At 42.1% G+C, this 13,674-nt stretch carries 6 protein-coding genes and 1 CRISPR repeat array; all 6 genes read right to left on the bottom strand.

The window, feature by feature from the left end; genetic code table 11:
* Positions 1-32: 32 nt before the first annotated feature.
* A CRISPR array of direct repeats spans positions 33-4,623; the repeat unit is 28 nt; unit sequence TTTCTAAGTCACCTGAGCGGTGATGAAG.
* A 182-nt stretch (positions 4,624-4,805) separates the two neighbouring features.
* Complete coding sequence (gene cas6f / locus CXF62_RS08025) at positions 4,806-5,426, bottom strand: type I-F CRISPR-associated endoribonuclease Cas6/Csy4 (protein WP_227673239.1); 621 nt, start codon at positions 5,424-5,426, stop codon at positions 4,806-4,808.
* Between the two features lie 3 nt (positions 5,427-5,429).
* Entirely contained in the window at positions 5,430-6,455 is a 1,026-nt protein-coding gene (gene csy3 / locus CXF62_RS08020; protein WP_102093769.1) for a type I-F CRISPR-associated protein Csy3, read from the bottom strand.
* Between the two features lie 75 nt (positions 6,456-6,530).
* Positions 6,531-7,502 carry a type I-F CRISPR-associated protein Csy2 gene (csy2, locus tag CXF62_RS08015; protein WP_102093767.1) on the bottom strand — a complete coding sequence of 324 codons (972 nt, stop codon included), beginning with the start codon at positions 7,500-7,502 and terminating at the stop codon, positions 6,531-6,533.
* Positions 7,499-8,875, bottom strand: a complete 1,377-nt coding sequence (gene csy1 / locus CXF62_RS08010) for a type I-F CRISPR-associated protein Csy1 (RefSeq protein ID WP_102093766.1) — start codon at positions 8,873-8,875, stop codon at positions 7,499-7,501. Before csy1 ends, csy2 begins: the two co-directional genes overlap by 4 nt.
* Before the next feature lie 277 nt (positions 8,876-9,152).
* Positions 9,153-12,641: a type I-F CRISPR-associated helicase Cas3f gene (cas3f, locus tag CXF62_RS08005; protein WP_102093764.1), complete on the bottom strand. Its 3,489-nt coding sequence runs from the start codon at positions 12,639-12,641 to the stop codon at positions 9,153-9,155.
* The gene (cas1f, locus tag CXF62_RS08000) at positions 12,642-13,637 is read right to left on the bottom strand and encodes a type I-F CRISPR-associated endonuclease Cas1f (protein ID WP_102093763.1); all 996 of its coding nucleotides are present in this window, start codon (positions 13,635-13,637) and stop codon (positions 12,642-12,644) included.
* Between the last annotated feature and the right edge of the window lie 37 nt (positions 13,638-13,674).

Here is a 13,674-nt window from a genome sequence, read left to right as displayed (position 1 = left end):
AGGTTCAAAAGATAGTTGCTGCAAAGATAGCATTTCTAAGTCACCTGAGCGGTGATGAAGACGGAAAGATAAAAAGTGGCAATAACGTTGTATTTCTAAGTCACCTGAGCGGTGATGAAGGATCCATAGCTTTAACCGCGGCTAATGTTTTGTTTCTAAGTCACCTGAGCGGTGATGAAGAGTAATATGAGTTACATTAAGTTACACTAAAATTTCTAAGTCACCTGAGCGGTGATGAAGAAAATCACTAAAGGCAATGCTGATACTCATGATTTCTAAGTCACCTGAGCGGTGATGAAGATGTTAATGAGTTTTTTAACTAAGCAATCATATTTCTAAGTCACCTGAGCGGTGATGAAGATAACAGCAGGATTTGACGTACAGTTTATTGATTTCTAAGTCACCTGAGCGGTGATGAAGCCACTTTTTATCTTTCCGTTATCATCACGTAATTTCTAAGTCACCTGAGCGGTGATGAAGCTGGCTGCCGTTTGGCTGCTCCTGCTGCCACTTTTCTAAGTCACCTGAGCGGTGATGAAGAGTAATATGAGTTACATTAAGTTACACTAAAATTTCTAAGTCACCTGAGCGGTGATGAAGCCAGTGCCAAACAGCTTAAAAATTACATACACTTTCTAAGTCACCTGAGCGGTGATGAAGAGGCACTAATAGCGTAGCGTATGCGTCTATTATTTCTAAGTCACCTGAGCGGTGATGAAGACGTTAATCAGCATGAAAATGTTTCATACAATTTTCTAAGTCACCTGAGCGGTGATGAAGAAACAAGAAACAAGGACAAATAGCTTATTTTATTTCTAAGTCACCTGAGCGGTGATGAAGGTGCGCGTACTTACTGCCTGTAATTTTACCCTTTTCTAAGTCACCTGAGCGGTGATGAAGTGACTGACAGCATTGAAGGCCTTATCTCTGCTGTTTCTAAGTCACCTGAGCGGTGATGAAGCGTCCTAGTGCTGCCTACAAGTATTTTAGATATTTCTAAGTCACCTGAGCGGTGATGAAGATGTTTTTTGATTTATCGCCAATCACCGCCTGCTTTCTAAGTCACCTGAGCGGTGATGAAGATGACCTAGATACTTTCGCACCTATTCCAGTTTTTCTAAGTCACCTGAGCGGTGATGAAGCTGGCTTTACTAATAATGGGCTTATAACTGAATTTCTAAGTCACCTGAGCGGTGATGAAGTACATTGAGATTGAAACTAAAGTACAGTTGATTTTCTAAGTCACCTGAGCGGTGATGAAGGTCTTTAAAACCAATAAAAAAGCTACCCGACTGTTTCTAAGTCACCTGAGCGGTGATGAAGGATAGCTCTTTGTGTACTTGGGGCGGTGGTTATTTCTAAGTCACCTGAGCGGTGATGAAGTATGCCAGTCTATTGACCCAAGTATTTCATTTTTTCTAAGTCACCTGAGCGGTGATGAAGCTGTGACTTCTAAACCTAAGATAGTGACTTGCTTTCTAAGTCACCTGAGCGGTGATGAAGCAATAAACTTGTTTCCGCTTATCTCAAAATATTTTCTAAGTCACCTGAGCGGTGATGAAGACGTTAACTCCAAATGCCTTGTTTATTTGTCATTTCTAAGTCACCTGAGCGGTGATGAAGTCTCTAGCGGATTAGCATCACGAATAATCATATTTCTAAGTCACCTGAGCGGTGATGAAGATTTCAGGCTTTACCAATGCGCTTGAAAAATTTTTCTAAGTCACCTGAGCGGTGATGAAGAGCAGGGCAGCGTAGATAGCATCGAGACAGTATTTCTAAGTCACCTGAGCGGTGATGAAGTCTATACGCTAGACAATACGCCAACGCTACGATTTCTAAGTCACCTGAGCGGTGATGAAGAGTACCGCCACTTACAGCACCCTGACCTAAGATTTCTAAGTCACCTGAGCGGTGATGAAGCGGTTATTATGGTGTCTTGATGGGTAATTTAATTTCTAAGTCACCTGAGCGGTGATGAAGTTAAAGCCTGATTCATTGTGTTTTCACTCATTTTTCTAAGTCACCTGAGCGGTGATGAAGCATAATCGCCTTAACTTTTACGTCTGTTATCTTTTCTAAGTCACCTGAGCGGTGATGAAGCGGGCTATAGTCCAAAGACGGCAGCACAGCAATTTCTAAGTCACCTGAGCGGTGATGAAGTTTTACAGTGCATCAAAGTTGTTGCAGTACAATTTCTAAGTCACCTGAGCGGTGATGAAGGTTAGTACATCAGGCGCTAAGTCGTGGCGAATTTTCTAAGTCACCTGAGCGGTGATGAAGCACGGCCACCATTATGCTCAACTACTTCAAAATTTCTAAGTCACCTGAGCGGTGATGAAGTGCCTAAAGAGTCAACGTACTTGCTCGATAAATTTCTAAGTCACCTGAGCGGTGATGAAGGTAGAAATATACAAACGTGGTTGCTAATTCAATTTCTAAGTCACCTGAGCGGTGATGAAGTAGACCGCCTTTGATACTTGGTGATTCGACAATTTCTAAGTCACCTGAGCGGTGATGAAGTAAGCGTTATAAGAAGAAATATATTGCCAATATTTCTAAGTCACCTGAGCGGTGATGAAGTAGGATAATTATTCACTGCTGTTGCATAATTTTTTCTAAGTCACCTGAGCGGTGATGAAGTACACCATTATTGATGAAGTTGGTAACGAGCATTTCTAAGTCACCTGAGCGGTGATGAAGCTTCCAAACGCCATAGCCTTTTTTGAATGATTTTTCTAAGTCACCTGAGCGGTGATGAAGATAACTGCTTTCAGTATTCGTGATTTATTCATTTTCTAAGTCACCTGAGCGGTGATGAAGATTAATGACAGGGCTTATTTGGACGGGCGGTATTTCTAAGTCACCTGAGCGGTGATGAAGAAGACAACAATACTCTATACTATACACAGTAATTTCTAAGTCACCTGAGCGGTGATGAAGTACGGCTTTACGCCACTTATACCGCTTGATAATTTCTAAGTCACCTGAGCGGTGATGAAGAACTAAAGCAGCTCGATCAGTCGGTATTTGATTTTCTAAGTCACCTGAGCGGTGATGAAGGCTTACAATCTGCGTCAGGCGCGGTGATAGATTTTCTAAGTCACCTGAGCGGTGATGAAGGATATGCAGCTAAAAGCATCGCTGACAATGGTTTTCTAAGTCACCTGAGCGGTGATGAAGAGTGATGCGAGCACAGTACCAATACTTAGTTGTTTCTAAGTCACCTGAGCGGTGATGAAGTGAGCTTAACGGCGTTGATGACACGATAAGAATTTCTAAGTCACCTGAGCGGTGATGAAGGCTCAAACTATACCGTCACCATGCAGGGCGGCTTTCTAAGTCACCTGAGCGGTGATGAAGATATCTACAGGCAATAAAAAACCGCCCATTAATTTCTAAGTCACCTGAGCGGTGATGAAGATTGCTTAGCATGTGCATCCAGCTCTTTTCTGTTTCTAAGTCACCTGAGCGGTGATGAAGCGCATATCAATGTGAATAATATTGGTTTCATTTTTCTAAGTCACCTGAGCGGTGATGAAGGAAAACACCTTCGTCACTATCAACTTCTACGTTTTCTAAGTCACCTGAGCGGTGATGAAGATCCAAAACACGCGGCAAATATTATGATTGTCTTTCTAAGTCACCTGAGCGGTGATGAAGTTAACTCATTGCAGTGGATAGCTGAGGCAGCATTTCTAAGTCACCTGAGCGGTGATGAAGGCTGGTGGTAATAAGTCTTTTGTTGTTTCTAGTTTCTAAGTCACCTGAGCGGTGATGAAGCAAGTTTGAACATATCAGCAATGCCGGTATAATTTCTAAGTCACCTGAGCGGTGATGAAGCAGCGTGTCGTGGTGGCTAAACTGTTGCCATTTTTCTAAGTCACCTGAGCGGTGATGAAGGAGCGCTGGTCATCATCGACACGCTTGAAGATTTTCTAAGTCACCTGAGCGGTGATGAAGACTATATGTTTGCTGCAATTGATGGCTGCACTTTTCTAAGTCACCTGAGCGGTGATGAAGTACGCTGTCAAACTCGCTTGACTTGAAAGAAGTTTCTAAGTCACCTGAGCGGTGATGAAGCGTTTTTACCTAAAGTCTTTGCGGCCGTCATTTTTCTAAGTCACCTGAGCGGTGATGAAGAGTAATATGAGTTACATTAAGTTACACTAAAATTTCTAAGTCACCTGAGCGGTGATGAAGCCGATCATACTTTGTTCGGCTGACAAGCGATTTTTCTAAGTCACCTGAGCGGTGATGAAGTGATCCCTGCCATGATACACGTTGCAATAGCATTTCTAAGTCACCTGAGCGGTGATGAAGCTCTTATTGCAAGCGCAGGAATGGCAAACGCATTTCTAAGTCACCTGAGCGGTGATGAAGTTGTTACTAGCTACGCTATCGGCAACGAACAATTTCTAAGTCACCTGAGCGGTGATGAAGCCCACTCTATAGAATGGGCTTTTTGTACTGGTTTTCTAAGTCACCTGAGCGGTGATGAAGTGCAATTATAGTTATAATTTGCATATAAGTAATTTCTAAGTCACCTGAGCGGTGATGAAGTATGGTGACTTGATACAAACGAAACCTAACAATTTCTAAGTCACCTGAGCGGTGATGAAGAGGAACTATACCTCAAAAAAGACAGTTATAACAAGGCGCGGAGGGCAAAATACCCTAATTTACCCTCCAATTTTCATATTGTCATAACTGTTTGATTTTATTGCAAGTTTTTAAATAGATTAAAAAAAAGGTTTTTATACCCAATTAAAGGATAATTCATCATTACCCTTTAACTTTATCTACTACCACTGCGGCACAGTAACGTTATCGCGCATGCCATTCATACCGTATACATTAAAACCACCAGTTACGTCCTGTTTACTAGGTTGTTGTAAAATTTGCAATGGATAATGGGCTTTATTGCTTTCACTAAACATTCTGATAAAAGGCAGCTTTAATTCAGCTTTGCGTTTAACAACTATCGCCATTGCCTCGTCATTGCTAATCTCCATTTTTTTGGCTAGAGATTCTACTTGTACCTCTATCGGTTTAAAACGATAGCGGTGTACACTCACGTAGCCCGTTATTTTATCTATAGGCACGTCTTTGATGCCTTTGATATGCACGTAGTCAGTAAGCCGCGATAGCCAGTTATCAAGATTTAGCGTTTCTAAATCTTTTTGGTTAGAGGCAAAGACGCGAAGCTTTACTCCCAGCTTAGATGACTTCTCCTTTTTATCATCATAATGATAATCAGGGAAGCTGACACCGATGGATTCGATGTCATGTTTATTCTTCATTTCAGCTAGCGCAATGTGTAGCTGGGTAAATAGCTTACTCCAGATAAAGTAGGGCGCAATATCAGGGTCAGGGATGATGGTTAACTCGCAGTAATGGGTCAGGCTTGAAGTTGCATCACTCATAAATTACTCCTTGCCACTGGCACCAAACACGCCGCCACGGATAAGCACACCCATCACGTAATGTTGTTGCTCGGTACTTGGCGCATCACCTTTTAATACCCAATTATCGAATAGGCTATAAAAGTCCATCTTAGCTTTAGGCTGACGGAACGCTGTACCTAATGTGGTCACCGCGCCATATGGCTCAACCGCAATAGGAAACTCGGCATTAGGATACCAGTCATCGATAGTACGAATAGCATTACTGACCTTTTGTGAGTGCATACCTGCATTATCCTCAGAGCCTTTGCGGTCACTGACACGGTAAAGCACTTTACTCTTTTTGCTACCTGTATCAAGTATCAATTCTTGTGACGGATAGACTTCTTGACCATAGCCGATGACGGCGTGTGCTTCTACGTATAAAATGATAAATTCATTACCATCTAGACCTGCTTTGATCCAGTCTGCGACTTGTTTGATATTAGCGTCATCACTGTTAAAATCTTTGAGACCATAAGCTTTTGCATCGTCAATAGTAATGGTTTGTCCATTACATTTAACGGTGACTTTGATGCTTTCAGTACCCACACGGTTGCGCCATAACCAACGCGCGTTCAGCACGTTAATCGCATAGCGCCTTGCCAATTCATCTACGCCTTGAGCGTCGATATAATCAGTAACCACTTGCTCTAAAGCCTGTTGATAGTCTTGATCATTACAGACGTTAGGCTTACCAGTGAAAGGTAGTACTTTCAGGCTAAAGCGCGCAACTAAGGTATCGTTGTTCTCATCTAGTGACGCAGAATCTACCTTTTGTAAATTAGCTTTTTCGGTCTCGGCATCTAGTTTGGCAGGGTCATTAGTAATAGCATTTTTTAGACGATTGCTTATCGTTCCGCGAACTGATTTTTCTTTAATAACGACAGGCGACGGCATTGCAGCTTTATCAGCTGCTTGGCTATTAGTCTGCCATAGGTAAGCATCTGATACGTCAAGGTTACGCTCAAAAGCGAGGACGGATGCAGTTTTTAGGGCTGATTTTGACATGAGTTTCTCCATAAGAATAAAAGTTAAATTGAATGTATCGTAAAAGTTAAAGGATTTAGAAAATTAAAAATGTGATTAAAAGTCTTGCTGCTGGGTGACCAAGTACAGAGAATCATCGGCGTCATAGTGGTAACGCCAAAAGGCATTGACAATATCATGCTCACCGCCGATGCGATTTAAACGCTGTGGATAGATCCATTTGCCAAGACTATATATCGCTTCGACATATTGGCTAGGGTATTCGGGATTACGTACGTTTTGCATCACACCTGCATCATAACGATCAGAAATTCCTTGATATCCTATAGGCATAGGGACAAGCCAACCGTGACCACTCTTACGCGAAGTCGTCAACCATTTGGTATCGCCATTTTTTTGAGCTTCTGGAATATGATGTAGCGCGCAAACGTCTATTAAGGCATCTAAAGGTGCCGCATCTGGATTGTCTTTTTGTACGTCATTAATAATTTGAGCAAATTCATCTTGAGCATCCATTAATACAAAGGCAGGTAATAGCTGCGGTATGACGGCACTAATATCGCTACTATCAAAATATTGTACGGGCTCAAATCGAGCCAATCCGCGTACACTACCGCCAGCCATACGTTGTTGTTGAATCCACTGACTAGTCTTTTGGATAACAGACGCTTGCTGCTCAGTCGTCAGTTGAGTGTCTGCCAATACTTCAACTACAAAACTCATTACTAAATGGCATTTGCCTTCTTCGATGATAGAAGCTGTTTTACCGTCTTTTTTAATAGGGTTACGCGTTTGATTAAAGGTGTAATTATTATAAGAGTTTGGGCGATACATCTGCGGCTGACAGTCATGACAGGCCAGTAATACGCCACCTAACGATACGTTAGATAGTTGCTCATCATCCGCCATTTTGCGCGACATCGCATGAAAGCTACCCAAGAATCCAGTGATAGCTGGAAAGCCATAAGTAAGCGGGCTTGATATGGTATTTGCCCCATTAATAACGACCTTTTTGAACAGCAAATAGCCAATCACTCCGATATCGTTGTCATCATCTATACGGCTCATAAAAACACTCCTTTGCCTGCGCGCTCATAGCGTTTTTGCATATTTTCAATCTCACGCTCCCAGTCCAAATGCTCGGCATCGCCAAAGTCGCTGGCAATGGCTTTAAATTCAGCTTGCATCAAAGTATTGAGCCAACGGGAAAAATCATGAATAATTTGGTGATGCCAAGCGTCAGTTAGTTCACGCTCAGCTTTGAATTCCTCCTCGCCCTCAAGATCAGCGCGTTTCGGATCAAGCCAAAGCTTCTCGTGTCGCTCAAGCTCATAGTCTTTTGACCATCCCGCGGGCATATCGGTACGAATGTCTTCTGCGGCTTTGAATAATTTATGTAGTAACTTATCAATAGCAAGTTTGCGCGCATCTCTGACATCGACAAGATTGCGCGCACTTTTTATAGACTCAAAAATCTCTTTAATAGCTTCGTGCGCGTTATATTCCATAGCTGTGCCAAAAATACTATTGGCAAATTTGGATAATTTAAACGAGCGTTCTTGTTTGATAATGGGTGGAAGTGAAGGGAGAAGATAATTACGACCACCTTGTTTACTCATTAACAAGCTAACGTTTTGCGGCTTAGTACCGCCAAGCTGAAGGGTCGCTAAATCATTCAAGGTGATATAAGGCTGTTGATCGGCGGTTTTTTTAAAACGATTATCACGGGCAGCTTTATTGTCCTCAGAAAATTTAAGATGATTGATACGCTGATAGACTTCGTGAGTGAGTACAGAGGGGTAGAGCGGAACAATATTAATATAATCAAGCTCTTCTATGTCCGCGCCTTCGTAGGCGTTGGTTACCCAAAGCGTTTGTTTATTACGTTCATGGGTGACAGGGTTTGTAATAAAGTTTTGCAATGCTTCTTTAAAAGTCTGCTGATAGGTATTAGCCAGTATTTTATCGCTGGCAAGTGAGGCAATAAAATCAACATTATCCGCTAAAATAAGGTCACGAATTTTAGTCGTCTCATCTACTTCAAAATCGAAGAAAGCGGCAAGGGGCAGGGCTGCGGCATTACCGTTAGCATCGATGTAACTGCTGTCTATTGAGTGCGTACCTACGATAGTTTGCGATAAATTGTCTACTGTATCAAAGCTAACATTATCGCCCTTAGCGTCAGGATGAACGCCCTTTGAGATATGCGTACCGAAGTTTAGTTGCTTTGCCATGCGAGTAGCCGCATCAGCAATCCAGTTTGCAATGCTATATTTTTCTTTGGCATTTACTAACGCTTCTTTTAGTTCTGTGACCTTGTCGTGGTCGCTACTTTCAATTGCTTTAGAGAGCTGTTTTTGCTCAGTATCCGTTTTTTTATCATATTGGCTAATAAGAAATGCTTTGACAGCACCGCTTGCTAGCTCTGAAGATATATCCATCAAAATTTTCTCCTTTTATAATGCACAAAAATTTTTTATTTACAATATTAAAGCACGTAATAATTAATAAGTAAACCATGTTATAACTGGTATTTAAATAAATATTAGAGATATCAGTTATGTTTATAAAAGACGCTCTGTTATAATTTGATTGCACCGCTCAGGTGGCTTAGAAAATGTTATAACTGGTATTATCTTTCACCACCGCTCAGGTGGCTTCTAGCAAAAGCACGGTTAACGCCGTGCTTTTTTATGCAGACAATTAATGGGCTAAAACCTATCCACGAACAAAACCAAAAAATTCATGAAACATCCAGCCACTACTATTGCTAGACTTAATGCTATCAAGCGACACTGATGAATAAGTGATGGCTAACGAGCGCAAACTCTTATCGGGCTGGGATTTTTGCAAGTCTTGTAAAACGTCATTCAAGGAGACAGTCAGCCATGGCTTTATTTGTTCGTGCTCAAAATTAAAGGCTAGCGGTTGAATGGTTTTATTGTGGGTGCTAGATTTGGCTAAGCCTTTTTCAAAGACGTCCTCGCTATAATAAGTATCAAAGCCCATGCTCGGCATGTCAGTATCCTCGTCATCATTGACCATTCGTGGAATCAATAACCAATCGTCTTGCGGCGTTCCTGCTCTGAAAGGACTGATTTGCTGCAAATGCGTATGGGTACGATTGGCAGTAGCCTTGCTATCCCAATAGGCGTTGACATAATTAAGTTTATGGTTGTTTAATAAATGCTGCATGACGCGATGTTCAAGGTCGCTTAACGTTTCTATGGTTTTGTTTTGAGACCTTGAAATTCTAGGTCTTGAATCGACTTGTGCTAGCTGCTCTTGAGTCATCAATTTATTTAAATCGTAGCTTGGTGGCTTAAATAGCGTGGTCTCAAACCCTGGATGCGTGAAAATGGGTCGCTTGCTATTTGCATGTTTAAAGTAGCGGATATTATATTGCAGCAGTAAGATGTTCGGTTCATTGGCGAGCTTTTCAGGACGATGCCGCCAGACACGTCCTGCCAACTGAATGATAGAGCGCATAGAAGAGGGTTCGACGATCGCCCAGTCATAATCATGGTCGCGACCAACTTCGGCAACAGGGGTGGCTAGAACCATAAAGATATGTTTTTTAGCAGGCTGATTAGCAATGGCTTGTTCAATCTCAGGATGATTAAAGATATTGGTTTTCGAGTCGCTACGATCTAAGATTCTATCGAGTTTATTCTCTAACGCATTACGGAGTAGCAATAGCTGCTTGGCGTGATAGCACACCACATGTATTATCGTATTATCTGGTACAGCTATGTCGTCTGCTTTAAATAACTGCATGGCAATATTAGTAATGTTATTGATATTGGCGACGCGCACCAACCCGATACTCACTTGCGTATTATCACTAGATTTTTTCTGATTAGAATTAGGCAGCACCTCGTGATGCTTATCATGCAAGCTTATGGCAGCATCGACCAAAGTTTGTGCCAAAGCGCTATAAAACTGTGTCGCATTATCTTTGGTGTAAGAAGCTGAAAAGGGCAATATTTCTGCCTGACGTCTAACGGGCTGCTTGGCTAAATAGCTGGCACGCTTATCACAAAATTGTTTATGGGTATTTTGAAAGGCATCAACATCAGCGCATTGCTCGGATAGCATCGCTTTAGGTTGTTCATCAAACCAGGCACAGACTATTTTAGGAGTAGGCTTATTTTGGCTTTGGTTAAACAGTTTGCGTCCTTCCATGTAAGCTTCGAATAATCCTGTTACTAAGTCAGGCGTCAGAGTGGCAGAAGACAGCAGAACACGTGTGCCAAAGAGTCCGGCAAGATGCACCAAACGCGAAAGCGCAGGCAAGTCCGCTTGGTCAAAATCATCAGGCTCATCAAGTATCAAATCGCTACTCAGTAGACGCAGCATCGGTGCAATGTATTTACCGCCACGTTTGCACTCGCTTGCTTGGATAATATGGTCAACGGTACAAGTCACAATCGGCGCAAATATTAAATCGCGCGCTTTAGGACTGGCAATGACAGTATCGAGATTCAGCGTCTCATAGTCCTGATAATCGATATCGCTATCAACAAACTCATCTAATAAATCCTCGCTAGACTCACTACCAAAGGTCTCTGATTCATTATCAGGCTCGTCGTCTTTTTTATATTCGCTGATAATATCTGTAATATCATTAGTCTTATTGTCGTATACCAGCTCAAACAGTTTTTTATTCGCGCTGCCGCCAACTAATATGGCTAATTGGTCGCCTTGTAACTTCAAGTCTTTACGAAAGCTTAGCCCTGTCTGTAAAGTTAAAATCCGCAGTCCTAATGCAATGGTAAAACGCGCACCTTTTTTAGGGTCAGCTAAAGCATACATAATACGAGCATTACCGATGGTTTTACCTGCGCCTGTCGAGGCCATATTTACCCCGAAAAATCCATGCTCACGTGTCGCTTCTTGCAAACCATAGCTCATTTTAAATGCTTGGTTTTGCCATTTAAAACGCTCTATGCCAGTCGGCTTAGCCAATGGATCGTGATTGCATAGGGTAGGCATTTCGCTAGCAATAATAGGTAGCGCGCGGCAGAAATGAGCGGTAAAAGCACCCACGCCCAATAAATGCTCCTCTAATGACTGTTTTACAGTGGGCGTGCTAGCGGTTCGGTCAGTGTTGGCAGCTAATTTTTTAAACTGGCTATTAACAGTTATACAACGTGAGTCATTTTCTTTTAGACTGGAATAATTATGATCACCTACCATTAAACATAAACGCGATAAATGGAGTAAAAACGGATCACTAATAGCCTTTTTGTTATCAATTGCTTGCTGACTAATTTGCATTAATGCAGGATCATTGAGTGCTTTTTTAGACCAGCGTCTGATATTTTTTTGCCATGCACGGCTATTAATCACTAAATGCTCAAATTGCCAAAAGCTTTTTAGTTGAGCTTTACTCATTTCCTCTAACGATTTTGGATTTTTGACCCAAAAGTCAAAAGGCGTTAACTTGCTATAAAACTGTTGCAAATTTTGCTTATAAGCTAGTGTTTCTTTGGGCTGCTGCATACGTTGAATGGCGGTAAAGGAATGAAATACTTTATCCGCAGGTGGCAATCGATGGTGGGTGACAATTAACCACGCGACCCACTGGGCAAGGGGCGGCATTGCTTCTATGTTGACGGTATCTTGATTGGCTTTAGACAGTAATCTTTCTATATCGTTATTTTTCAGCCAATCATCTAACTGCATCAAACGTTCAAGCCATGCCTCATCAGTAGCGCAATCAATAATCATCAGCTCAAACAGTTTTAATGATATCCACTCATGCCGATAAGAGTCGCCTTGTTTGCTACCGACAAGGAGCTTGTTTTGAAAGCCAATGGTTGATTTACCGATATCATGAAGCAGGGCAGATATAGTGGCAATAATCTGAATACTACTGGCATAGCTCCACTCATTTTCCCATTCACTGTGCAAGATGTTTCTTTTGGTACGGTTCACAGGAACAATTCCAACCTCATTAAACTTACGCTTATTGCCCACTACCCATACCAGTTCAGTCAGCTGGCGTGTCTTATTACGATGACAGCTTACCGCCGTCGACTTAGTCGCTGAGCTGCGTAATAGCTGCTTGACGGTTTTTAGACCTTCCTCAGTAATAGCCGTTTGCCAAACATTATCACCAATCCGATTAGCGAAAGCGTCCAAAATACGCCTAGTTCGACCTAGAGCCTTCTTTTCACATTGCGAGACTAAAGTGACAATCATTTATGCCTCCCAGCTTTTGGTCATAGCAATCTGCTTTACGACTTCGAACTGATAATCCAGTGCCTTATGCTTAGTAAACATATTCAGACATTCTTGACGAAACTCTTGCTCGCTCATGTTTTCGCTGGCACAGATAAAGGCGAGGGGTAGTACCAGTGCATCTTTGATAATATCGGCGATATCAAATACCAATGCACCGCGCCGAGTCTTGCCGTGCATTACCGCAAAGCCATGTGGAATACCTAATGTCCATGCTGTGGTCGCACCTAAACCATAAGCCAAATAGTTGCCGTGATTAAGGAAACCATTGGCCTTATCGATACCTTCATGTTCCCTTGTAAAGCCATCATAGCCCGTATTTTTGGCGGCCAGTTTATAGAGCTGCTTAGTCAAACGCGCTTCTAATTGCAATAAGTGCATGACCTCCATTTGCTGATTGATTTGCCGACTGTTATCTGTGAGCAGGGCTTGCACTGCGTCATTACTGCTATCAAAGCCCCAACGTTTTAGCTCACTGTCTTTATTCCATACCGTTTGTAGATAAGCCAATCGTGCGTGTTGCAAAAGTTTCGCTGCCATCAAACGCTTGTCATCATCCCACCACCAGCTCATCCACCCTTGAATGTATTCTGTTGGACGATACTCGCTTTGTGGCGTCATCCACTCGACATAGACTTCACGCTCCGCACCCATAAATAATGGCGAGCCACCACCACCACAAAAGCCAACTAAGACACCTGCTTGTGATAGCAGTCGCATTGCCGCTTGAGTGATGGAAGTTCCTGTACCGAGCAGGATTGAGGTGGTATTAGCGATAGGAATGTTATAGAACAGATTGGCTTTATCTTCTTCAGTTAGATAGAGAATCCTTCCATCTTTTTGCATTACCCTACAATGGGAAAGGTAGTAAATATTGGCACGTTTAGAGTGCAGAATAGTTTTTAGATCTGATGAGGCAAAACTATTATCTGTATAAGCGTTGCTAGATTTTGCCATAGTAGTTCCGTCCATTGAAAGCATTATAAAGTTTAAT

The sequence above is a fragment of the Psychrobacter sp. MES7-P7E genome (assembly GCF_002863645.1).
Taxonomy (GTDB): domain Bacteria; phylum Pseudomonadota; class Gammaproteobacteria; order Pseudomonadales; family Moraxellaceae; genus Psychrobacter.
Note: the sequence above shows the minus strand (reverse complement) of the source record. Positions and strands in the feature narration are given on the sequence as shown.

Coding starts and splice junctions, on each gene's coding strand:
- csy2 (WP_102093767.1), bottom strand. CDS start 7,502: ATGAGCCGTATAGATGATGACAACGATATCGGAGTGATTGGCTATTTG.
- cas3f (WP_102093764.1), bottom strand. CDS start 12,641: ATGATTGTCACTTTAGTCTCGCAATGTGAAAAGAAGGCTCTAGGTCGA.
- cas6f (WP_227673239.1), bottom strand. CDS start 5,426: ATGAGTGATGCAACTTCAAGCCTGACCCATTACTGCGAGTTAACCATC.
- csy3 (WP_102093769.1), bottom strand. CDS start 6,455: ATGTCAAAATCAGCCCTAAAAACTGCATCCGTCCTCGCTTTTGAGCGT.
- csy1 (WP_102093766.1), bottom strand. CDS start 8,875: ATGGATATATCTTCAGAGCTAGCAAGCGGTGCTGTCAAAGCATTTCTT.
- cas1f (WP_102093763.1), bottom strand. CDS start 13,637: ATGGCAAAATCTAGCAACGCTTATACAGATAATAGTTTTGCCTCATCA.